This window comes from Paenibacillus peoriae KCTC 3763 (genome assembly GCF_000236805.1).
In the GTDB taxonomy this organism is placed as follows: domain Bacteria; phylum Bacillota; class Bacilli; order Paenibacillales; family Paenibacillaceae; genus Paenibacillus; species Paenibacillus peoriae.
In genome coordinates, this window is sequence record NZ_AGFX01000011.1 from 709,860 (window position 1) to 731,673 (window position 21,814).

Sequence of the window (21,814 nt, forward strand, 5' to 3'; positions counted from 1 at the left end):
GTCGTAGTTGACTTCATACGATTCACCTAATGCCAGTTCTAGTCCCGGTAACCTTGCCATACAGTAAGGTGAGGAGGGATGTCCCATGATTTGGGGTCAGGTGTTTCGTGTTACGTTCCGTGTTGCTTTGGGTGTTGTATTATCTATGGTCCTGCTGTCTGTCTGCGTCCCTCCAGGTATAGCAGAAGCACGTGATCAGCCAGAGTCTGTACAATCAAAATCCGTAGGTAATGCAAATGAAATTCAAAAACTGGATCAAGCTGCTGCGATACTGTATCGGGATGTAATGGACGGGAATATTGAAAAAGCGCGCGCAGATGTAGGCGAGGTGATCCGATGGTTCAGCACCGGTCAGGTACAGGCAGCGTTATCTGTAGAGGCTATTCATGCTTTATCCGGCAGCATTCTTGAGGTGCAGCAGGCTACACAGTCCGTACAAGCTTCGCCAGATGAGTGGGTGAAGGCAGCGGCCAATTTGCGGCTTGCGACAGATGCGCTTGCCCATCCGCGCCAGCCTTTATGGCAGCAGTATTATAAAATTTTAAAAGAAGATGTCAGCGGCCTAAACACCCAATTTGCAAAAGGGAATATGAAGGGTTTTGCAGCAGGAGCCGCGGTGCTGGAGGATCACTATGTGACGATCCGCACAGCAGCACTGATCCACGGCAAGACAAGCGAGGTCGTGCGAACCGATTCATGGATTTCCTACGTCAAAGGATTGGGGGATCAGCAAAATGTAAATGCCTCAGCGATTAGGGGGGCATTGGAACAGGGCAACCCTACGTTTAATGCTTTGTTTGGGCGTGAAAAGGATGCCACAGCACTGGCACCATTTATCCCGCGTGAAAGCGAACGCCGAGCAGAACTGGCAATCGGGATGATGGTTCTGCTGGTGCTGACGTATGTAGGTTACCGTAAATATAGAACCGGGTTCTTCGGATAACGCTGAGCAGCTGAACAGTCTGAACTATTCGAACCGTCGTAGCTTTAGCCATTAATCCATTCTAAATACTTTAGTCCTCGCCCGGGTTTCCGGGCTATTCCTCTTTGAAGCCCTCTCCATGCACATCATGTACATCCTGGATGATGATAAATGCTCGTGGATCGACGGACTTCACAATCTGATGCAAACGCCGTATTTCCTGACGTGGCACGACGCAGTAGGCAACATGCTTCGCTTGTTTGGAAAATGCACCTACAGCGGGAATAATCGTAACTCCCCGATCCATATCTTTTGTAATTATATCGGCAATATCCATCGTATGGTCACTGATAATCATAAAAGCTCTGGCTGAATAAGCCCCCTCCTGTATAAAATCAATAATCTTGGACGCGATAAACACGGCGACTAGCGTATAGAGAATTTTTTCTTTTGGTATGTAAAGCAATGAGGCACCGATAATGACAATATCAATCACCAGCAGAATTCGTCCCATACTCCAGCCAAATTTTCGATTTAAAATACGAGCGATAATATCCGAGCCGCCAGTGGTGCCGCCAAAGCGGAACACAATACCTAACCCTGCCCCGAGTGTAACCCCCGCATATAATGAAGAAAGTATAAAATCGTGTTCGGTCTGAAATGTCCCCATCCATCCGAAATGAATCATTTTTTCAAACAGCCACAGAAAAAAAGTGAGCGACCCGATACCTACCCCTGTATATATAATCTGCTTGCCGCCAAGCATTTTCCATCCGATTAAAAATAAAGGAATATTCAGGAGCAAGGTGGAGAGGGAAGGTGAAATGGAAAAAGCATAATTCAGCAACAGGGTAATCCCTGTAATGCCGCCTTCCATCAGTTTGCTGGGTATAATGAAATATAGCAGACCGAATGCATAGATGGCCGTGCCGAGCAGAATGGGTAAAATCATTTTAAGCTGTTCCATGATTTTGGATATCTTCATGTAATCCCTCGCAATAGCAGTTTGGTGATGAACGATTTTAGGTATTTAGGGTGAACCGTTGATCCTTATGTTTAGTATACCTTTTTATGGTAGCTTTAAAAGACTAATGATCACATGTTGGAGGCACAAGTTTAATTAAAAAAAATTTGTTTTAAAATGTGCTTTACGATAACATATGAATAAACCTGCACATAGGGGGATTGTATGCTTCATGGAAAAATCGTTAGATGATATTCAACGTGAGGTAGACCAGTATATATCTCAATTCAAGGAAGGGTATTTTAGCCCCTTGGCGATGCTCGCCCGGATGTCCGAGGAAGTCGGGGAACTGGCGAGGGAAGTGAATCACTCCTTTGGCGAGAAGCCGAAAAAAACGGATGAGGCCGACAATTCCATTGAACTGGAGCTGGGAGACATTTTGTTTATCACGGTTTGCTTTGCGAATTCGCTGGGTATAAATTTGACCGAGGCTCATGATAAGGTCATGCATAAATTTAATACACGTGACGCGAATCGCTGGACCAAAAAGGACACCGATTAGGCGTTTTGTACATATGCTGTATCAAACCGGTTACCCGGAGGTGCAGTGTCATGAAGGCGGAGGAATACGTTCAGAAAGCTTATCAATGCATTTTGCAGAACGATTTTGAGCAGGCCGTGGAATGGTTTGAACAAGCGATTTCAGCTCAGCCTGATCATGCGGAGCATTATTTCCGGTGTTCGGTTACCTATGCTCGCAGCGGACGTTTGGAGCAGGCGCTCACTTACGCAGAGCACGCGATTCGTCTGGCTCCACACCAGGATGAATATGTGCTTCATCTGCACGCGCAGCAAGCCAGGCAACTTACGGAGAAGGCCAGAAAGATGCTGGATGTCGACAAAACTACACCACAGCTGCATCGAGATGCAATCTTGCTGCTGGAACAGGCAATTGCCCTTGATCCGCTATGCGGTGATGCATTTATGCTGCTTGCGTTGATTTATGACGAATTGAATCAATATAAGCTGGCTGTGCAGGCTGCTCGCGAAGCGGCTGCCTTGTTTCCTCACAATGTACAGCTTGCCAATCTCATGAAGAAGTTATGCCAACGGATGAATGAACAAATCTAGCACAAATTGATGCATAAGGAGTTGTAGGGATATGTCAGAGCCAATAAAAGTAGCTGTAGTAGGAGCAGCAGGGCGTATGGGCCGTGAGGTTGTCAAATTGGTTCTTCAGGATGAGGAACTACAGCTTGTGGCCGCAGTGAACAGAACGCACGCCGGCAGTGATGCCGGCCTTCTCGTCGGACTGCCGGAAGCGGGCATCGCTATTGTGGAAGATGTGGAGCAGGCTTTGCTGGATAGCAGGCCCGATGTCATGGTCGATTTTACGGGGCCGCGTTTTGCGTACACACATACAGCGCTTGCGATCAAGCATGGAGTTCGTCCGGTTATGGGAACTACAGGTTTTACACCTGAGCAGATTGATGAACTGGACAAGCAGTGCCGGGAACAGCAGATTGGTGGTCTGATTGCGCCTAACTTTTCCATTGGAGTCATTTTGATGATGCGGTTTGCGGCTCAGGCGGCGAAATACTATCCTCATCTGGAAATTATCGAATATCACGGTGACCAAAAATTGGACGCGCCCTCGGGAACGGCCATTAAAACGGCAGAACTGATTGCGGAGCGGCGTCAGGAGCTGCGACAGGGCAACCCGGAAGAGGAGGAATTACTGGAAGGATCACGTGGCGGCTACTATCAGGGCTTTCGTATCCACAGTGTCCGGCTTCCCGGCGTATTCGCGCAGCAGGAAGTGATATTCGGAGGATTTGGAGAATCTCTTAAAATCCGTCAGGATTCTTATGAGCGGGCAAGCTATATGCCTGGTGTCAAAATCGGTATTCAAAAGGTCATGGAGCAGCCTGGACTTGTGTACGGGTTTGAGCATTACATTGATTAAGAATAATGCGAATGAATTGACGAACGGAAATATAGAATGAGGCAGGAGGAATTTCGAATGTTAAAGATTGCATTTATAGCGCATGATCGTAAAAAGGATGAAATGGTTAATTTTGTAACGGCATATGAGCATGTGTTTACAGACCATCAATTGTATTCGACCGGCACGACAGGTCTGCGTATTATGGAGCAAACGAAGCTTCAAATTCACCGTTTCATGTCAGGGCCGCTTGGGGGAGACCAGCAAATCGGGGCCTTGGTTGCGCAAAACAAGATGGATTTGATTATATTTTTGCGTGACCCGTTAATGGCGCAGCCGCATGAGCCGGATATTAGTGCCTTGCTGCGTCTGTGTGACGTGCAGGGGATTCCTCTGGCAACCAATGTTGCAACGGCTGAAATACTGGTTAAAGCATTGGATCGCGGCGATTTTGCGTGGCGTGAGCTGGTACATAAATATAAACCGGGTATTGGCGAACTGGGTGATATCAAATGACGCTGGATATACTGATTTTTGGAGCCCATGCCGACGATGCTGAGATTGGCATGGGAGGCACGATTGCCAAGCATACAGCTGCTGGTTTTAAGGTGGGCGTGTGCGATTTGACGAGAGCTGAAATGTCCTCCAATGGGGATGTGGATACTCGTATGGCAGAAGCAGAGCGCGCATCGAAAGTACTGGGGCTTGCCGTACGCACGAATTTGGGACTGCCTGACCGTGGATTATATGTGACACCCGAGCATGTAGCTGCAGTTACAGCCGAAATCAGACGGCATGCTCCGAAAGTCGTATTTGCTCCGTATTGGGAGGATCGGCATCCCGATCATGTGATGTGCAGTAAGCTGGTGGAGGAAGCGGTGTTTAACGCCAAGCTACGACGCTTTATGCCGGAAAAACCTGCGGTGCAGGTGGAGCAATTATATTTTTATTTTATTAATGACATCGGCAGAACGGACCTGATCGTGGACATTACGGAGCACTACGAAGCCAAGGAGCAATCGCTGTTAAGCTATGCTTCGCAATTTCAGGCTGCACCGGGCAAGGACACGGTAGCTACACCATTAAATCAGGGCTATGTGGAGCGCGTGAAAGCCAGGGATTCTCTGCTGGGTCAGCGCAAGCTGATTTCATATGCAGAGGGCTTTGCGTCCAAAACACCTCATCTGGTTAAGCTATTCACATAAGGATTTATAAAATTCTTGACATATAAATGCACAGCATCCGACGTAAAACGGACAGATATGTGCACTGTATTTGGTGTGTTACTATGATTAAAAGTCATTACTGATGAACGGAAGGGGGCAGCTTAACTTGACTGACAAATTGAAGATTGGAATTACCTGTTATCCGTCGCTGGGTGGCTCCGGCGTAGTAGCGACAGAGCTGGGCAAGTTGCTGGCCGAGAAGGGACATGAGGTCCATTTTATTGCCAACAGCATTCCGTTCAGATTAGGCGGGGCATTCCAAAAAAATATATTTTATCATGAGGTTGAGGTTAACGATTATTATGTGTTCAGATACCCGCCTTATGATTTGTCGTTAGCGACAAAAATGGCCCAGGTCGCACAAATGAAAAATTTGGATGTACTTCATGTTCATTATGCCGTGCCACATGCGGTATGCGCATATTTGGCCAAGGAAATGGTCGGCGATCACCTCAAGGTGGTGACCACGCTGCACGGTACGGACATTACGGTGCTGGCGCAGGATGAATCGTTGAAGGACCTGATTCGACTGGCTATTAACAAAAGCGACGCTGTGACCGCAGTGTCCAAGGATTTGATTCGTGTAACGATAGATGCGCTTGAGATTACACGGCCCATTGATTTGACCTATAACTTTGTAGACAAGCGCGTGTATTATCCAAGGGATGCGGCTGCGCTGCGGAGAGATTTTGCCCAGCCGGATGAAAAGATTATGATGCATATTTCCAATTTCCGCCCTGTCAAACGGGTGGCAGACGTATTGGATATATTTGCACGAGTGCAGGAAAAAGTACCTTCGAAGCTGCTGCTGGTCGGGGAAGGGCCGGACCTTCCAAAAATCCGCTGTAAAATCGAAGAATTGGGCTTACAGGATAAGGTATTCTTTTTGGGTAAGCAGGATGAGATTGCACAAGTTATTTCCATGGCGGATGTACTGCTGCTGCCTTCGGAAAAAGAAAGCTTTGGGCTGGTTGCATTGGAAGCCATGGCTTGCGGGGTGCCGACCGTTGGCTCTCAGGCAGGCGGTATACCTGAACTTGTTGTACATGGAAGTACGGGCTATCTTGCTGAAATTGGCAATACTGAGGCGATGGCTGAGTATGCAGTCGAGCTGTTATCCGATGAAGCGATGGCAGAGCGTTTCCGTGAAGCTTGTCTGACACGTGCTCGCACTGTTTTCTGTGATAGGCTGATTAGCCGTCAATATGAAGAAATATATTACCGTGTGTTGGGACGCGAGGTGCCGGAGCTTAAACCGATCTGCGTTTAAGGAGGCGGACTCGCGTCCGTTTTTTTTATTGAATATTTGCAAAGGGGGAAACCCTGTGAACACGAATACCTGGCAATATGCGGATCATGAGATGGCTCTTCATGGCAAAGAGGTCATACATACACTTACGACAGCAGGTCACGAGGCTTACTGGGTTGGCGGTTGTGTGCGGGATGAGCTATTAGGCCGCGCTATTCACGATATGGATTTGACCACTTCGGCTGAACCTGAACAGGTCATAGCCCTGTTCCCTCATGTCATTCCGACAGGAATTCAGCATGGGACGGTTACGGTCATGCAGGGCGGTCATGCATTCGAGGTAACCACATTTCGTACGGAAAGCGGCTATGTTGATCACCGCCGCCCAACGGAAGTTGCTTTTGTGAAGGAGATCCGGGAGGATCTGATGCGGCGTGATTTTACTATGAACGCGATCGCGATGGATGAATATGGTGAGCGAGTGGACCCGTTTGGAGGAGAAGCCGATTTGCGCGCTGCTCTTGTCCGTTGTGTGGGGCGAGCCGAGGAACGGTTTGAAGAGGACGGATTGCGGATGCTGCGTTGCATTCGTTTTGCATCTGTTTTCCGTTTCCGCATCGCGTTCAACACCTGGAAAGGAATGTTAGGGCGGAGAGAAGGACTTCGATATATAGCGATGGAACGCGTGCGAGTCGAACTGGAAAAGATGCTGTCGGGACCAGACCCGCTACGCGGTCTGGACATGCTGAGCCGGAGCGGATTGCTGGCCTGCACAAAGGTGTCGGTTCCCTGGGAGCAATGTGAAGGGGACGCGCTTAGCGGGATCGTGCAGCTGCCGGATGAACTGCGTTGGGGCCTGCTTCTATTGTCTTGCAGACTGAACTCAGAGGCGGCGGATGAGCTGCTGAGAGCTTGGACCTTCTCCAACGCTGTACGTCTGCGACTGGTTCATCTGCTGGAATGGGAGACCGAGCTAGTTAGCCGTGCTGTTGCAATAGCTGGTGATACCGCTTCGGACGAGATTAATGATGAGGTACTCCGCCGCAGCTGGATTCAACTGTTAATCAAGCTGGGACCGGATACCGCTGCTGATTGGCTTGAGCTTAATAAGGTATTGCCTGCTTCGTTCCGCAGATTATCTCCTGAGGCAGACAAGCATGTAGCGAGGATGGCAGAGCTGGCAGACATGTGGACGAAGCAAGCTGCAGTGATTCGTCTTAAGGATTTAAATATTACAGGAAATATACTGGTTCAAGCGATGAATCGACGGGGTGGGCCTTGGCTGGGACAGACGATGGAACGGCTTTTACTGGCTGCTGCTTGCGGAGATATACCGAATGAAACAGAAGCATTGCTTCAGGAAGCGAAACAGGTGATAAGTAATGAATAATCATGAAAGATTGTTAGGCATACTGGAGGAGGGGGCATCCGATTATGTATCGGGTGAGGAAATCAGCCGCCGCCTCTCAGTCAGTCGCACGGCCATATGGAAGCAGATTAACAAGCTGCGTGAGCTGGGCTATACCATTGAAGCCTCCTCGCGTCGTGGCTACCGCTTGGTGTCCCAACCAGACCGACTGGAGATTTCCAAGCTGGCACGTGCATTGAAAACCGAATCGTTTGGTCAACGTATCGTTATTCTGGATTCGACGGTCTCCACACAGCAGGATGCCATGCGTTTGGCAGAAGAGGGGGCACCGGAGGGGACTGTCGTGATCGCGGAGGAACAGACGGCAGGCCGGGGGCGTATGGGCCGGAAGTGGTTTTCACCTCGTGGCAAAGGCGTCTGGATGAGCATGGTGCTGCGTCCCACCCAGCCCCTGGGTATGACTCCCCAGTTGACACTGCTTACAGGTGTAGCGGTGTGCAGGGCCATTCGTAGGCTGACGGGTGTGGAGGCTGGCATCAAGTGGCCCAATGATCTGCTTATTCATGGCCGCAAGGTGTGCGGCATCCTGCTGGAAGCGGCAACCGAGGATCAACGGGTCCGCTATTGTATTGCCGGCATCGGCATTGATGTGAATTTGAATACGGAGGATTATCCCGAAGAATTAACTCCGTTGGGAACGTCCTTGAAAATAGAAGCAGGGCGTGAAATTGACCGTACTGAATTGATTGCTGCGGTGCTGGAAGAGATGGAGCAGCTGTGCAGGTTGTATGCGGAGCAGGGATTTCAGCCGATAGCCATGCTGTGGGAGGCGTTATCTGTAACGATAAACCGCAGCGTACGGGCACATACCGGACAAGGGATAGCGGTGGAAGGTACAGCTGTTGGTCTGGACCCATCAGGAGCACTAGTGGTAGAAACGGATCAGGGAGAGCGAATTCAGGTCATTTCAGGCGATATACAATTATAAGAGCGAATATAGCTGTGAATAACAGCGCCAATCGTTCCGATTCCTGTGTAAAACTTCACGTGTAAAAGCGGATGATTTTTGTTATACTGTGCAGGAGGCGGCATCGGACGGTCCGAGCTGCACTCCAAGGGCACATGCTCTACTTTAGCAAGTTTGTAAAAACCATCATAACTTCATTTGAAGGTTACGTTGGATTCTGCTCTGAGCCGAACAGGACCGAGACAGAAGGGACGATCTCAAAATGAGTGTCTTTTTTGGCTGTTCGGACCTTTTAATGACGCACATATGCAGGCGTTCATAAAAGGTTATTTTTTGTGCCAAAAAAAGATGGAAGGGAGCCATTCGCAATGGCGGGAAAACAAGCACTGAATATTGTGAAAATGAAAAAAATGAAGCAGGAGGGCATTCCGCTCAGCATGCTGACTGCCTACGATTATCCATCGGCTAAAATAGCCGAGGAGGCGGGAATAGACATGATTCTCGTGGGTGATTCACTGGGTAACGTGGTTCTTGGTTACGATTCGACCATTCCCGTAACTTTGGACGATATCGTGTACCATTCCCGGGCGGTAGCAAGAGGCGCGGAGCATACATTTATCGTAGCGGACATGCCTTTTATGACATACCACAGCAGCGTATCGGAAAGCCTTCAGGGCATCCGCCGTCTGATGCAGGAAGGACATGTGCATGCTGTCAAATTGGAAGGCGGAGCGGAAATTTCCGATGTCGTAAAAGCGACTGTTCAGGCAGGAGTACCTGTACTGGGACATATCGGTCTTACACCACAGGCAGTCAATCAGATTGGCGGCTATCGCATTCAAGGTAAGGACGAAGCAGACGCACGTCGGTTGATGGAGGATGCCAAGGCATTGGAGCAGGCGGGTGCCTTTGGCATTGTACTGGAACTGGTGACTGAGGAAGTCGCAACTGCCATTTCCAAAGAACTATCCATTCCGACCATTGGAATTGGCGCTGGACGCGGATGCGACGGCCAGGTGCTGGTCTACCACGATCTGATTCAATACGCATCGCCTTATTACAGCAAGCGCTTTGTCAAAACCTATGCCGATGTAGGCGGCTTGATCCGCAGCAGTATTGAGCAATATGTGAGCGATGTGAAGGGACGGGCTTTTCCGGCTGAAGAGCATGTGTTCAGTGCAGATGACCGTGTCGTGGAAGCTCTGTACGGTAAGGCGAAAGGGCAATCACAGGAACAAGCTAAGGAAAAGGTGGAATCTCGGTCATGATCATCGTAAGAGAAGTGGCCGAGCTGCGACAGGCTATCGCTGAACGTCGGCAGCTTGGCGCAAATGGAGCAAAAGCGGTAAATGATTCTGCCTCTGTGCAGCAGTCACATAAGGTCGGCTTTGTACCAACGATGGGGTATTTGCATGAAGGGCATGCGAGCTTGATGCAAAAGGCGCGTGAAATGTCGGATACAGTGGTGCTCAGCATTTTCGTCAACCCGATTCAATTTGGACCTAATGAAGATCTGGACAGCTACCCTCGTGATGAAGCACGTGACCTGGAGGTAGCACGGCGTGAAGGCGTGGATATTGTGTTTTTGCCAACTGTAGCAGAAATGTACCCGCAGCCAACCCGAACCAAGATTCACGTATCCGCCTTGACCGAACGCTTGTGCGGCGCTTCACGCCCAGGACATTTTGATGGTGTGACGACGGTGGTGGCCAAGTTGTTTAACATGGTCAATCCTGATCTGGCCTTCTTTGGTATGAAGGACGCGCAGCAGGTTGCTGTGCTACAGCAGATGGTGACCGATCTCAATATGAATGTGACCATTGTACCTTGCCCGATCGTCCGAGAGGCTGACGGTTTGGCGCTGAGCTCACGCAATGTGTATTTGAGTGCAGAGCAGCGGGAGCAGGCATTGGTGCTGTCTCAGGCACTGCGCAAAGTGCGTGAAGTGAGTGAGGATGTTGTACAGAACACGTTTACGACCCGACAGGTATATCAAATGGTGGAGTCCACCATTGCATCCTCGCCCTTGGCAGACATTGACTATATTGAAATATTAACTTTTCCCGGCTTGGAGCCAATTCTTCCAGAGCAGCGGTTAAGTGATGTTGAAGAGGACATCATTGTAGCGCTGGCGGTGAAATTTGGGAACACCCGACTGATAGACAATATAAGATTACAGAAAGCGGAGGTGCTTTCCCATGTTTAGAACGATGATGAAATCGAAAATTCACCGGGCGACGGTGACGGAAGCCAATCTTAACTATGTGGGGAGTATTACGATTGATGAGGATTTGATGGAGACATCCGATCTGTTGGAAAATGAAAAGGTTCAAATTGTAAATAATAACAACGGAGCGCGGCTGGAAACCTATGTTATCCCTGGACCGCGTGGCAGCGGCGTGATTTGCCTCAACGGTGCAGCAGCGCGTCTGGTGCAGCCTGGTGATACGGTCATTATTATTTCCTACGCTTCGATGTCAAATGAAGAGGCAAAAACATACAAACCTACTGTAGTATTCGTGGATGAGCATAATAAACCAGCCCAAACGGCGAATAAGGAAGTACACGCTACGATCATGTAATGAATGGGAGTGGGGATGAAACCCGCCCTTTAGGCGAAAAATGTGAGTGTACTAATCCATCTTTCGTAAGGGCGGGATGCACATGTTCCAGCATGTATTCGCAGAAATGAACAGCATGTTAGATGATATCGTGAAGCATTACCCATCAGCCCAAGGCTCGCGCAAACAGGAGCTGCTGCAGCATTGGAGTTTGCTGCGGAAAATGAGTGACAGAATTATGGATGAATGGCTGGCCTTTGAGGAAAAAATGGTTTGCCTGCGAGCGGCCGGTTTTTCCGCAGAGTCCGATATGTCTGACACGGAGCTAACTCGAAAGGAACAGCCTGAAAAAGAGCTGCCTGCCTATAATCGGGGACAAGGATATTACCAACTGCTTATGTACCCTGAGGCAATTCAACAGTTCGAGCAGGTATTACAGCATTTTCCGAACAGCTGGCAAAGTCGTATGTATTTAGGAATGGCGTATTTTCAATTGGAGGATACAGCGCAGGCTGTACGCCATTTTGAGCAGGTGCTTGACCTGACTGAGCAGCCGACACTCAAAGCGGCCATCTATAACGCGCTTGGCTGTCTGATGGCCAAACAGACTGACGTAGAGGCTGCGCAAAAATGCTTTGCTCTCGCGCATCAGCTCGATCCTGCGATGCCCGAGCCCTTGCACAATATGGAAGCCTGTTTGTCCGGTACCGAAATGCTTCGCTACGACAGCTTGGTGATGAGCTGGATGTAGTTGTCAGACACCGGGGAAGACGATGCATGCCCACCTCTCCAGGCGGCGTGTGCATCGTCTTTTTTGGCTGTCTTAATTTCCAAAAAGGCGATCTTCTGATATGCTGTTATACAGAGTTATTATTTTTTGTATGTGTCAAAAGAAAGGATTAAGCTCGAATGAAATTTGCGGTATTGGATTTTGAAACGACAGGCACCCAGTCCGCGGATGACATCATTCAAGTCGGACTTGCAATTATAGATCATGATAACAGCATTTCCCGTGTTTACGGTTCTTATGTGAACCCTGGCAGATCCATTCCGCCTTTTATTACGGGGTTGACCGGAATTACAGACGATGACGTTAAGGATGCTCCTGCACTTGAAGAGATGATGATGGAGCTTGTCCCTTTGCTGGATGATGTTGTGCTGGTCGGTCATAATGTGGCATTTGATTTTAATTTTTTGCAAAACGCTTTAGATCGGTGCGGATACCTGCCGTTTAGCGGCAGAATTTTGGATACGATGGATTTTCTGAAAATCATGTTTCCATCGCTCTCCTCCTATCAACTCGGGTTTGTTTCTGCTGAGTTCGGGCTGGCTCATGATCGCCCCCATCAAGCAGACAGCGATGCGCTGGCTACGGCTGAGGTGTTCTTAAAGTGTCTGGGTGAGCTTCAAGCGTTGCCTTTAATCACGATCCAGCGGCTCAGCGATTTGTTTGCAGAAGAAGACAGTGATCTTGGCTGGTTTCTTGACGGGGTACGTGAAGAGAAAGAGCTTGATCCCATTCAGGATTTGGAGGGGCATCAGTTTTATCGTCAGCTTGCACTCAAGGTGGAGGATTGGACAGAGCTGGCAGCTCCGCGCAGAGAAGATGACCCGAATCCGCTGTCGGGTGTTTCCTTTGAGAAATACATGGACGATGTGCGAGATCAATTGCGTTCATCCTTAAGCCAATACGAGGAGCGCGAAGCGCAGGTACAAATGATAGAGGATGTAAATCAGGCGCTGAGTGAAGACAAGCATTTGTTGATCGAGGCGGGGACAGGAACAGGCAAGTCGCTAGGTTATTTGCTGCCATCACTGTATCACAGTGTAAAATATGGACAGCGGGTTACAGTAAGTACGCATACAATCAACCTGCAGGAGCAGTTGCGCGAGCGCGATATTCCGATGCTGACGAAGGTGATTCCGTTCCCGTTCCGGGCTGCCATTTTTAAGGGTCGGGGGCACTATTTGTGTCTGCGCAAGTTTGAACATAAAATAAACAGAAGAGACTTCGCAACACCAAAGGAAGATTTAATAACGGCGGCTCAGATGATCGTCTGGCTGACGCTGACAGAAACCGGTGATGATGAAGAACTGAATCTGAGCAACCGTGGCGGAGATTTTTGGGAAACGGTGGCAAGTGATTCCGAGTCCTGTCTTGGCCGCTCCTGTCCGTGGTTCCGCAAATGCTTTTACCATCGTGCACGTCATGAGGCGGGAATATCGGATGTGGTGATCACGAATCATTCCAAGCTGTTTACGGATGTCAAGGCAAGCCATCAATTATTGCCAAGCTATGAGCATCTGGTCATTGATGAAGCACACCACCTGGAGGAAGTCGCTGGCAAGCATCTGGGCATGCATATGAAATATTTCACACTCGTTCATACACTGACTCGGCTATTCAAAGACAGCAAGAATGGACAGCTGCCTTCACTGCGCCAGCAACTGGTAAAGTCTGGACACGAAAAGTCGGCAGATTGGGCTTCGACTATCGACCAGCTATATCCGCTTGTGCTGGAGGTCAAGGAGACGTGGGATCTGTTAAGCGACAAGCTATTCGGTATGCTGCCGGAGCGAACCGATGCGACACCGGGTGAAACGGGACAGTTTTCTGCCCGGCTCAAGCCGTCGGCCAAGCCTGCCAAGTGGGATCAAGCGTCTGCGCTGGAAAATCAGCTAAATGTCACACTAAGCGAAATTTTGCGCAAGGGTGACAAGCTCATGCTGGACGTAAAGGAAGAATATGATGATTATGCGGCTGACAGCCTTATTACGGATATTACGGGACTGCTCAAGGATTTGGCCGGGATCAAGGAGAATTTGCGTCTCTTTATACGTCTTGATGATGAGACGACCGTCTACTGGCTTGAAGCGAGTGGGCAATTCCGCAGTAAATCATTGCAATTTTATGCAGTGCCTGTAGATGTGAGCCGTCAGTTGAAAGAAATGTTTTTTGACAAAAAAAGAAGCATCATTCTGACTTCAGCTACTTTATCGGTGGATAAATCGTTTCAGTACATGACCGATCAGCTCGGTTTGCAGGAAGCCGCAGATGAGGGACGGCTGATGACTTCGCAGCTCCCGTCGCCCTTTAACTACAGGGATCAGGTACTGCTGGTCATTCCCCGCGATTTCCCGAGTGTAAAGGGCAGTGTAGGAGATGCGCATTTTGTTAATATGCTTGTCAGCTCGCTAGGCGCGACTGCTCAGGCGACCCGGGGGAGAATGCTCGTTCTGTTTACCTCCTACCGGATGCTCCGGCAAGTGTATGAGCCGCTCAAAGAGGCATTGTCTTCGAGCGACATCACTGTGCTGGGACAGGGTGTGGACAGTGGGAGCCGCAGCAAGCTGACCCGACGTTTTCAGGAGGCCAAGGCTTCTGTGTTGCTGGGAACCAGCAGCTTTTGGGAAGGTGTCGATATTCCGGGCAAGGCGTTGACTTGCTTGGCAATCGTCCGACTGCCATTTCAACCACCCAATCACCCATTGCTGGAGGCGAAAAGCGAGCTGCTCCAGCAGCAGAAGAAAAATCCATTTATGAAGTTGTCTGTTCCACAGGCGGTCATTCGCTTTAAACAGGGATTTGGGCGTTTGGTACGTACAGCGAGCGACCACGGGGTCGTCATCGTTTACGATACACGTGTCATCGAATCCTATTACGGAAAGCACTTTCTATATTCGTTACCGGGACCCAAAATGGAGCATATGCCGACGGAGCAAATGGTGCCCCGCATCTCTGAATGGCTCCAAACCAACCCGGAGACTGACGCATAAAGGTACACGAAGACATATCCGTTACAATTAGGGGGAGCAAGTATGAAATCTGAAAAAATTTCAGAGGCAGTTGTACGGAGGTTACCCGTATATTTACGCTATCTGAATGCACTGAACAAAAGGGAAGTGGCTACGGTCTCTTCCCAGGATCTGGGACAAAGGCTGAATTTGAATCCAGCCCAAATCCGCAAGGATCTCGCATACTTTGGAGATTTTGGCCGAAAGGGTATCGGCTATGATGTTACCTATCTTATTGAAAAAATACGTCATATCCTGAAAATTGACCAGCAAATCAACGTTGCATTGGTCGGAGCAGGTAATCTGGGTCAAGCCCTCTCGAATTATAATGCTTACTTAAAAGACAATATGAAAATTGTAGCCGTATTTGATGCGGTTCCAGAGAAGACCGGAACGATGATCAATACGCTGGTCGTTCAGCCAATGGATCAATTGGAAGCGACTGTGAAAGAAAAAAATATTCGGATCGGGATTATTACTGTACCGGATTTCGAAGCGCAGCAAGTGGCCGACAAGCTGATTGAGTGTGGTATTGAAGCGATCTTGAATTTTGCACCGATCATTCTGAAGACCCCGGACAACATCCGGGTACACTCCACAGATTTTACAACCGATTTGCTAAGCTTGGCTTATTATTTAGAGGATGGAAAGGAAGAATCGCAACATGACAGTGAATAAATGGATGATTAAAAACGGCTCTTTTGCCGTAAACGGACCTGAGGCCGGGGTGATCCATGGCTATATGATTGTGGAGGATAGCCGGATTACCTACATTGGCGAGACTTTGCCTGCAGGAGAGGAAGACACGGAAGCGTTTGACGGTAAAGGCTTGCTCTTTTTACCAGGTCTGATTAATACGCATGGTCATGCGGCGATGTCACTGCTGCGTGGGTATGGTGATGATTTGGCACTTCAAGTATGGCTTCAGGAGAAAATGTGGCCGATGGAAGCCAAATTTACATCTTCAGATGTATACTGGGGTACTTCCTTGTCTGTGCTGGAAATGCTGAAAGGCGGTACGACGACCTTCCTGGATATGTACGATCATATGGATGAGGTGGCTCGTGTGGCTGAAGAATCAGGCATTCGTGCGAGTCTGATGCGTGGAGCGATTGGATTATGCTCAGAGGAGGAGCAGCGAATCAAGCTGGCTGAGGCTGTGACTTTTGCACGTAACTGGCATGGCAAGGCAGAGGGTCGCATTACAACAATGATGTCTCCGCATGCGCCATACACATGTCCGCCTGCATTTATTGAAAAATTTGTACAGGCTGCGCATGATTTGGATTTACCGCTGCACACCCACATGTCCGAGACTATTGCCGAAGTTGAGCAAAACGTACGTGATTATGGCTTGCGTCCAGTTGCACATTTGGATAAGCTCGGCTTTTTCTCCCGTCCTTCGCTTGTTGCCCATGGTGTGCATTTGAACGACGAGGAAATAGCCTTGCTGGCAGAACGTGGTGTAGCGGTTTCCCATAATCCGGGCAGCAATCTGAAGCTGGCAAGTGGTGTAGCAAGAGTACCTGAGTTGCTGCGTGCAGGGGTTACCGTTTCTCTCGGTACGGATGGTCCTGCCAGCAATAATAATCTGGATATGTTTGAGGAAATGCGCCTGGCTGCGCTCATTCATAAGGGAGTATCCGGTGATCCTACGGCGGTTCCTGCGAATGAAGCACTGCGTCTGGCAACCGAGTACGGCGCAAAGTCGATTGGTTTAAAAGAGGTGGGTGTGCTGGCAGCAGGCAACAAGGCTGACTTTATCGCGTTGGATCTGAATCAGGCTCATTTCCTGCCGCGTACGGACCTTATTTCCCATGCTGTATACTCTGCAAGTGCCAAGGATGTGGCCCATGTGTGGGTAGACGGTCGTCAGGTCGTGAAAAACGGTGAGTGCCTGACGATGGACGAGGAACGCATCAAACATGAGGCACAAGCCGCCTTTGAAGGGCTGCTGTCGCGCTAATTCAGGTGTCACATCCCCTTAGAGAGGAAGCACAGGTTTTGAAAAATAAGAAAAAATGGATAGCGGTCGCTATTTTGGGCGTGATACTGATCCTGGTCAGCATGTTCTGGTATTATTCTTATGTTACGCAAGACCAGGTGGCCGAGAGAAATGCCGCTATCATAAAGGCCAAGCAATCGGGTGGTCTGGTCAGCACGACTCGTACATGGAAGTCAGTATGGAGCCAGATATATTGGGTAGTTCAAGGGAAAAATGCCCAAAATGAAAATATAATGGTGTGGGTTCCCTTTCAAAAAGTGGAGGGGCAGCCTAATGTACCTGCCGCAGATAATAGTGGTGTTCATACCGAGCTATTGAAAAACGGAGTCGACGAGGAGAAAATGACGGCAATTATTCAGCAGCAACTTCCAGATGCAGAGATCGTGAGCCTCCAGCCAAGTGTGTTCAATGGCGAATATGTGTGGCAGCTGTTTTACAATGATGGAAGCTATCATAACTATACCTTTTACCGTTTTTCAGATGGGGGATCGACGGGGGTAAAGTATACTTTGCCTAATTACTAGAGTGATGTGGGAGTGGCTGGTGGTGGTTTGGAAGGTTAGGTGGGTTAGGCGGGTTTGAAGCGCTGCGTAGTCCATTTGATCTTACGATCGCTGTTGCTACGGGATTCTTTATTATATTAAATATTTCAAGGTAAGAATCCCCTAGCAAAGGCGAACGCTCCGCTTCTTCAGATTCAAATGGCCCACTCCGCTGGCTGATCGCCAAGGAGTCACTCCAAACACCAGGGAGATGAGGTAGGAGGGAACGGGCGCCGCGCTGCGCTTGTCTCCGTTTTAGGTTTTACATTAGTCAGTCTTGTCCCCGGATTTCTCCTCTGACATATGCTCTAGGGGCTATGGCGATGGAAAGCACCATCCTGCTGCGGAGTAGCGCAAAAGGTAACTTTTAAACTCAGTTTATATAGCTTGGGATGATTGAAAGTTAAAAAAAGACGTAAATGCGATTTAATTCGTGTTTACGTCTTTTTGGTTTTATGTTTGATTCGTATTTATCATAGCATGATTATTTGAGTATAAATCCGTATCCGCCTGCGCAGTGCCTTCAAATGTAATTTTATAAGTTTGGATTTCATGTTTTTCAATTACCTTAAAGAGGCTAAATATGAAGTCTATTACATATATCATAATAATTTTTTCCTAAAAATGGTTTAATTTTAGGTGCGGACTAACGTAACCCATAATTTTGTGGCTATGTTATCATGACTACTTATTCGCAAAAGGAGATTCATGAACATGGGAAAAATGGATGGGAAAGTTGCATTGGTAACAGGTGGAGGTCAAGGGATTGGACGGGCTATCGCTTTACGTCTGAGTCAGGATGGCTTCGCCGTGGCAGTCGTAGATTTGAATGAAAGCACAGCTCAAAGTGTGGCTGGTGAGATTACAAAGGCAGGAGGGCGCTCGATTGCGCTTAAAGTCGATGTTTCCAACCGGGATCAGGTTTTTGCGGCTGTGAAGGAAGTATCTGAAAAACTCGGGGGCTTTGATGTCATTGTAAATAATGCGGGGATTGCTCCCGCCAAGCTACTGGATGATGTTACGCTGGCTGATTTTGATAAGCTGTTTCACATCAATGTGACCAGTGTACTGTGGGGCATTCAGGCGGCCGCAGCCCAATTTAGAGAGCTGGGTCATGGGGGTAAAATCATTAATGCCTCTTCACAGGCAGGTCATGTCGGTAACGCCAATCTGGGCATTTATTCTGCAACTAAATTTGCAGTTCGAGCATTAACACAAACCGCGGCTCAGGAATATGCGCAATATGGCATTACAGCAAACGCCTACTGCCCCGGTATTGTACAAACTCCGATGTGGAGTGGAATTGATAAAGAAATTACGGCCTCCAAAGGTGAAGCTGTAGGCGATGCCACCAAGGAATTCGGTAGCAAAATCGCGCTTGGTCGTCTCTCTACACCGGAAGATGTATCAGCCTTTGTCTCCTTTCTGGCAGGCCCGGATTCCGATTACATGACAGGACAATCCCCTCTGATCGACGGCGGCATGATGTTTCTATAAAGGCTATGTTATTAGCGATGAGGTAATAAATCTCTTATAAATGCAGTGCAGGTGCTGTTTGCAAATTCTTATTATAGCCAAGCTGCTTATAGGAGTATGAGTACCTGAAAGAACGCAAAGAAAGCCAGAATAGTGAAATAAATATAGACATCAGAAGTAAAATAAAAGACGTAAATACGATGAAATTCGTATTTACGTCTTTTTAACTAGCAACACACGCGAAGCTCGGCTGAAAGCCAGCGAAGCATCTTTACCTACCCAACCTCTCTCCTAAGGCAAAATTCATTTTTATGGCGGGCAGCAGCGGAGTGGAGGATTTGAATCTGGAGAAGCGGAGCGTTCGCCTAAAAGCTTTCTGTAAGAAAGCTCGCTTCGGAAGCATATACTGCCGCCGGATTTTCCCTATAAGAATCTAATCGAAAAAATCCGGCGGCAACAGCGATCGTAAGATCAAATCCTACACGTAGCGCCTCCCCCCACCCATAACCAATGATTTTGCCCAACCCCAACTCCTCCACACATTGCCTTCGATATTCGATATACGATATGATATACTATATTTCTGAGTGATAGACAAATATGATAGATAAAGGCTTGCTGATTGCTGCAAGCTTAAGATCATAAGTCTGGTTGTTGTTGACATTCGTCCCGTTTCTTCTTTGTTTTACATTTTGAGAGGAGGATGTTATTTGAAATTGCGTGCAGTTCCTATCGTTGTTGCGGCAGTTTTGGCAGCATCGCTGCTGTTTGGAGGATGGTTCATTTACCGTCAGGTAACAATGCAATCTCCTTTGGAAACATTGGTTTCTCAATATCCCGGCGTGACAAGCGCTCAAATAGATATTAAACCGGAAGAGGTTGTATTGAAACTGGATCTCAAGCCACAGGCAGATGTGGCCGGATTGGTCAATGTAGTTAAGCAAAAAGGACAGTCCATCATTGGCAGTCGCACCATTAAGCTGGACATTGCAGATCATTCCAATTCATCACTGAATCAATGGTGGTCTGAGGCTATGTTTCCAGTAGCGGAAGCGATGGAAAATAAAAAATATACTCAAATTTCATCTACTGTTGAGCAGATGAAAAAGAAAAAGACGGGTATTCAGGCTGATACCGATATGGATTCGAACAATGTCTATATCCGGCTCAGCGAAGGTAAAGCGACCAAATTTATCGTTTTGCCACGTCAATCTCAGCAAATGGGGGTATGGCCTAATGCCTAGATGGATCAAGGAAGCACTCATCGGCATTGTGCCGGTAACCATCATATTTCTTATCTTTGTCGGGGTGAATATTATCCCTCTCCTGATCACGGGCATCATGCTCGGCGGTTTGTTAATGCTCATGCACGCGCGCGGCGGTTTGGCTGTCGGTGCCGGGCAAGAGCGTAAACGTAAAAAGAATGGCCCGGACAAGCTGACCTTTGAGGAGATCGGCGGGCAAGAAAGCGCCAAGCAGGAGCTGCGCGAGGCCATGGACTTTTTGAATCGACATGATGAAATTTCAAAATTTGGCATCCGTCCGATAAAAGGCATTTTGCTTACAGGCCCTCCGGGAACCGGAAAAACGCTGATGGCAAAGGCAGCCGCACATTATACCAATTCTATATTTGTTGCTGCTTCAGGTAGTGAGTTTGTTGAAATGTACGTTGGTGTGGGTGCAGGTCGTGTCCGTGAGCTGTTTCGGGAGGCACGTACACGTGCCGCCAAGGAAAAGAAGGAAAATGCGATTATTTTTATTGATGAGATCGATGTGATTGGCGGTAAGCGTGAGGGTGGACAGCAGCGTGAATATGATCAGACTTTGAATCAACTGCTGACAGAAATGGATGGCATATATTCAACGGATACTCCACGTATTTTGCTCATTGCGGCTACAAACCGTAAAGAAATGCTGGATAGTGCCTTAACACGTCCAGGACGTTTTGACCGTCATATCCAGGTGGATTTGCCCGATAAAAAGGGTCGTCTTCATATTCTTGAGATCCATGCCAAAAATAAACCGATTCAGGAAGATACGAATCTGGACAAAATTGCTGAAGAATCCTATGGCTTTTCCGGTGCACAGCTGGAAAGCGTCATGAATGAAGCGGCCATCTATGCAATGAGACAGGAAGAGAAGATGATTGCCCAGAAACATCTGTCGATGGCCATTGACAAGGTGATGATGGGCGAGAAAACGGACCGTGAATCGACGCTGGAAGAGAAAAAGCGTGTAGCCATTCATGAACTGGGACATGCTATTATGGCCGAAATCGTTCGTCCCGGCAGTGTGAGCCAGGTTGCGCTCAGCCCACGCGGGAAAGCGCTCGGCTATGTGCGGCACAATCCACAGCAAGAGCATTATCTCTACACCAAGCAGTTCCTGGAGGAGCAGATTATGATCTCCCTCGCCGGGGCTGTAGCAGAAGAAATGTACTATGGCGGTCGCAGTACAGGCTCAAGCAATGATTTTGAGCAGGCGCTGAATATCGTTCATACAATGATGACCTCCGGTTTGACTTCACTTGGCATTATTAACATGGATATGGTAACCAAAGAAGAACTTATGCGGGAGAACAGCCAGATTATGGATGGACTGCATACCCGAACTTTAGAGCTGCTAGAGAAGCATCGTCCTGTGTTCGACAACTCTCTTGACATCCTGATGAAGGAAGAAACACTGTCTGGAGACCAATTTAGATGTCAATTTAGTGAAAATGCCTTATTACCAGCATAATTTTTTGTGCTGGTTATTTTTTTTTACTTTTAGTCCGTGCTAAGATATTATTAT

22 protein-coding genes are annotated in these 21,814 nt (G+C 48.3%); 20 read left to right on the plus strand and 2 right to left on the minus strand.

Going from position 1 to position 21,814, the window contains the following annotated elements:
• Positions 1–85: 85 nt before the first annotated feature.
• Positions 86–943: a sporulation protein YpjB gene (locus tag KQI_RS0105775; protein WP_010345790.1), complete on the plus strand. Its 858-nt coding sequence runs from the start codon at positions 86–88 to the stop codon at positions 941–943.
• A gap of 94 nt (positions 944–1,037) precedes the next feature.
• Here KQI_RS0105775 and KQI_RS0105780 read toward each other — a convergent pair whose 3' ends face one another.
• Positions 1,038–1,907 (minus strand): YitT family protein, encoded by an 870-nt coding sequence (locus KQI_RS0105780; protein ID WP_010345791.1) that lies wholly within the window; start codon positions 1,905–1,907, stop codon positions 1,038–1,040.
• A gap of 211 nt (positions 1,908–2,118) precedes the next feature.
• On the opposite strand from KQI_RS0105780, the gene KQI_RS0105785 reads away from it, so the two are divergent.
• The 17 genes from KQI_RS0105785 to KQI_RS0105870 all read left to right on the plus strand — a co-directional run bounded on the left by KQI_RS0105785 (position 2,119) and on the right by KQI_RS0105870 (position 19,042).
• Positions 2,119–2,448, plus strand: coding sequence for a nucleotide pyrophosphohydrolase (locus KQI_RS0105785; RefSeq protein WP_010345792.1), 330 nt, complete (start codon positions 2,119–2,121; stop codon positions 2,446–2,448).
• A 50-nt stretch (positions 2,449–2,498) separates the two neighbouring features.
• Positions 2,499–3,017, plus strand: coding sequence for a tetratricopeptide repeat protein (locus KQI_RS0105790; protein WP_010345793.1), 519 nt, complete (start codon positions 2,499–2,501; stop codon positions 3,015–3,017).
• Between the two features lie 31 nt (positions 3,018–3,048).
• Complete coding sequence (dapB, locus tag KQI_RS0105795; protein WP_010345794.1) at positions 3,049–3,852, plus strand: 4-hydroxy-tetrahydrodipicolinate reductase; 804 nt, start codon at positions 3,049–3,051, stop codon at positions 3,850–3,852.
• A gap of 57 nt (positions 3,853–3,909) precedes the next feature.
• A complete protein-coding gene (gene mgsA, locus KQI_RS0105800) occupies positions 3,910–4,347 on the plus strand; it encodes a methylglyoxal synthase (protein WP_010345795.1) in 438 nt (145 codons plus the stop codon).
• Positions 4,344–5,036, plus strand: a complete 693-nt coding sequence (gene bshB1, locus KQI_RS0105805; RefSeq protein WP_010345797.1) for a bacillithiol biosynthesis deacetylase BshB1 — start codon at positions 4,344–4,346, stop codon at positions 5,034–5,036. Before mgsA ends, bshB1 begins: the two co-directional genes overlap by 4 nt.
• A gap of 127 nt (positions 5,037–5,163) precedes the next feature.
• A complete protein-coding gene (gene bshA, locus KQI_RS0105810) occupies positions 5,164–6,327 on the plus strand; it encodes an N-acetyl-alpha-D-glucosaminyl L-malate synthase BshA (RefSeq protein ID WP_010345798.1) in 1,164 nt (387 codons plus the stop codon).
• A 55-nt stretch (positions 6,328–6,382) separates the two neighbouring features.
• The gene (locus KQI_RS0105815) at positions 6,383–7,696 is read left to right on the plus strand and encodes a CCA tRNA nucleotidyltransferase (RefSeq protein WP_010345799.1); all 1,314 of its coding nucleotides are present in this window, start codon (positions 6,383–6,385) and stop codon (positions 7,694–7,696) included.
• The gene (locus KQI_RS0105820) at positions 7,689–8,663 is read left to right on the plus strand and encodes a biotin--[acetyl-CoA-carboxylase] ligase (RefSeq protein ID WP_010345800.1); all 975 of its coding nucleotides are present in this window, start codon (positions 7,689–7,691) and stop codon (positions 8,661–8,663) included. The genes KQI_RS0105815 and KQI_RS0105820 overlap by 8 nt, the downstream gene beginning before the upstream one ends.
• A gap of 347 nt (positions 8,664–9,010) precedes the next feature.
• A complete protein-coding gene (gene panB / locus KQI_RS0105825; RefSeq protein ID WP_010345801.1) occupies positions 9,011–9,910 on the plus strand; it encodes a 3-methyl-2-oxobutanoate hydroxymethyltransferase in 900 nt (299 codons plus the stop codon).
• Positions 9,907–10,848 (plus strand): pantoate--beta-alanine ligase, encoded by a 942-nt coding sequence (panC, locus tag KQI_RS0105830; protein WP_010345802.1) that lies wholly within the window; start codon positions 9,907–9,909, stop codon positions 10,846–10,848. The genes panB and panC overlap by 4 nt, the downstream gene beginning before the upstream one ends.
• Complete coding sequence (gene panD, locus KQI_RS0105835; RefSeq protein WP_007430795.1) at positions 10,841–11,224, plus strand: aspartate 1-decarboxylase; 384 nt, start codon at positions 10,841–10,843, stop codon at positions 11,222–11,224. The genes panC and panD overlap by 8 nt, the downstream gene beginning before the upstream one ends.
• A gap of 82 nt (positions 11,225–11,306) precedes the next feature.
• A complete protein-coding gene (locus KQI_RS0105840; protein ID WP_010345803.1) occupies positions 11,307–11,954 on the plus strand; it encodes a tetratricopeptide repeat protein in 648 nt (215 codons plus the stop codon).
• A 158-nt stretch (positions 11,955–12,112) separates the two neighbouring features.
• On the plus strand, positions 12,113–14,980 hold the full coding sequence (gene dinG, locus KQI_RS0105845) for an ATP-dependent DNA helicase DinG (RefSeq protein ID WP_010345805.1): 2,868 nt from the start codon (positions 12,113–12,115) through the stop codon (positions 14,978–14,980).
• 42 nt (positions 14,981–15,022) lie between these two features.
• Positions 15,023–15,676: a redox-sensing transcriptional repressor Rex gene (locus tag KQI_RS0105850; protein ID WP_010345806.1), complete on the plus strand. Its 654-nt coding sequence runs from the start codon at positions 15,023–15,025 to the stop codon at positions 15,674–15,676.
• Complete coding sequence (locus KQI_RS0105855) at positions 15,663–16,964, plus strand: amidohydrolase (RefSeq protein WP_010345807.1); 1,302 nt, start codon at positions 15,663–15,665, stop codon at positions 16,962–16,964. Before KQI_RS0105850 ends, KQI_RS0105855 begins: the two co-directional genes overlap by 14 nt.
• Positions 16,965–17,002: 38 nt before the next feature.
• Positions 17,003–17,527, plus strand: coding sequence for a cell wall elongation regulator TseB-like domain-containing protein (locus KQI_RS0105860; RefSeq protein ID WP_010345808.1), 525 nt, complete (start codon positions 17,003–17,005; stop codon positions 17,525–17,527).
• A gap of 732 nt (positions 17,528–18,259) precedes the next feature.
• Positions 18,260–19,042, plus strand: coding sequence for a (S)-acetoin forming diacetyl reductase (locus tag KQI_RS0105870; RefSeq protein ID WP_169314543.1), 783 nt, complete (start codon positions 18,260–18,262; stop codon positions 19,040–19,042).
• Positions 19,043–19,386: 344 nt separating this feature from the next.
• On the opposite strand, the gene KQI_RS28730 is transcribed toward KQI_RS0105870, so the two are convergent.
• Positions 19,387–19,545, minus strand: coding sequence for a hypothetical protein (locus KQI_RS28730; protein ID WP_169314544.1), 159 nt, complete (start codon positions 19,543–19,545; stop codon positions 19,387–19,389).
• Between the two features lie 186 nt (positions 19,546–19,731).
• On the opposite strand from KQI_RS28730, the gene KQI_RS0105880 reads away from it, so the two are divergent.
• The gene (locus KQI_RS0105880; protein ID WP_010345810.1) at positions 19,732–20,265 is read left to right on the plus strand and encodes a hypothetical protein; all 534 of its coding nucleotides are present in this window, start codon (positions 19,732–19,734) and stop codon (positions 20,263–20,265) included.
• Positions 20,258–21,760, plus strand: coding sequence for an AAA family ATPase (locus KQI_RS0105885; RefSeq protein WP_010345811.1), 1,503 nt, complete (start codon positions 20,258–20,260; stop codon positions 21,758–21,760). Before KQI_RS0105880 ends, KQI_RS0105885 begins: the two co-directional genes overlap by 8 nt.
• The last annotated feature ends 54 nt before the right edge of the window (positions 21,761–21,814 follow it).

What these genes read in the sequence shown, in the direction of transcription:
- KQI_RS0105790 (WP_010345793.1), top strand. Translation starts at nt 2,499, where the DNA reads ATGAAGGCGGAGGAATACGTTCAGAAAGCTTATCAATGCATTTTGCAG.
- KQI_RS0105840 (WP_010345803.1), top strand. Translation starts at nt 11,307, where the DNA reads ATGTTCCAGCATGTATTCGCAGAAATGAACAGCATGTTAGATGATATC.
- panD (WP_007430795.1), top strand. Translation starts at nt 10,841, where the DNA reads ATGTTTAGAACGATGATGAAATCGAAAATTCACCGGGCGACGGTGACG.
- panC (WP_010345802.1), top strand. Translation starts at nt 9,907, where the DNA reads ATGATCATCGTAAGAGAAGTGGCCGAGCTGCGACAGGCTATCGCTGAA.
- mgsA (WP_010345795.1), top strand. Translation starts at nt 3,910, where the DNA reads ATGTTAAAGATTGCATTTATAGCGCATGATCGTAAAAAGGATGAAATG.
- KQI_RS0105785 (WP_010345792.1), top strand. Translation starts at nt 2,119, where the DNA reads ATGGAAAAATCGTTAGATGATATTCAACGTGAGGTAGACCAGTATATA.
- dinG (WP_010345805.1), top strand. Translation starts at nt 12,113, where the DNA reads ATGAAATTTGCGGTATTGGATTTTGAAACGACAGGCACCCAGTCCGCG.
- KQI_RS0105780 (WP_010345791.1), bottom strand. Translation starts at nt 1,907, where the DNA reads ATGAAGATATCCAAAATCATGGAACAGCTTAAAATGATTTTACCCATT.
- KQI_RS0105870 (WP_169314543.1), top strand. Translation starts at nt 18,260, where the DNA reads ATGGGAAAAATGGATGGGAAAGTTGCATTGGTAACAGGTGGAGGTCAA.
- KQI_RS0105820 (WP_010345800.1), top strand. Translation starts at nt 7,689, where the DNA reads ATGAATAATCATGAAAGATTGTTAGGCATACTGGAGGAGGGGGCATCC.
- bshB1 (WP_010345797.1), top strand. Translation starts at nt 4,344, where the DNA reads ATGACGCTGGATATACTGATTTTTGGAGCCCATGCCGACGATGCTGAG.
- KQI_RS0105855 (WP_010345807.1), top strand. Translation starts at nt 15,663, where the DNA reads ATGACAGTGAATAAATGGATGATTAAAAACGGCTCTTTTGCCGTAAAC.
- KQI_RS0105775 (WP_010345790.1), top strand. Translation starts at nt 86, where the DNA reads ATGATTTGGGGTCAGGTGTTTCGTGTTACGTTCCGTGTTGCTTTGGGT.
- KQI_RS0105850 (WP_010345806.1), top strand. Translation starts at nt 15,023, where the DNA reads ATGAAATCTGAAAAAATTTCAGAGGCAGTTGTACGGAGGTTACCCGTA.
- KQI_RS0105885 (WP_010345811.1), top strand. Translation starts at nt 20,258, where the DNA reads ATGCCTAGATGGATCAAGGAAGCACTCATCGGCATTGTGCCGGTAACC.
- dapB (WP_010345794.1), top strand. Translation starts at nt 3,049, where the DNA reads ATGTCAGAGCCAATAAAAGTAGCTGTAGTAGGAGCAGCAGGGCGTATG.
- panB (WP_010345801.1), top strand. Translation starts at nt 9,011, where the DNA reads ATGGCGGGAAAACAAGCACTGAATATTGTGAAAATGAAAAAAATGAAG.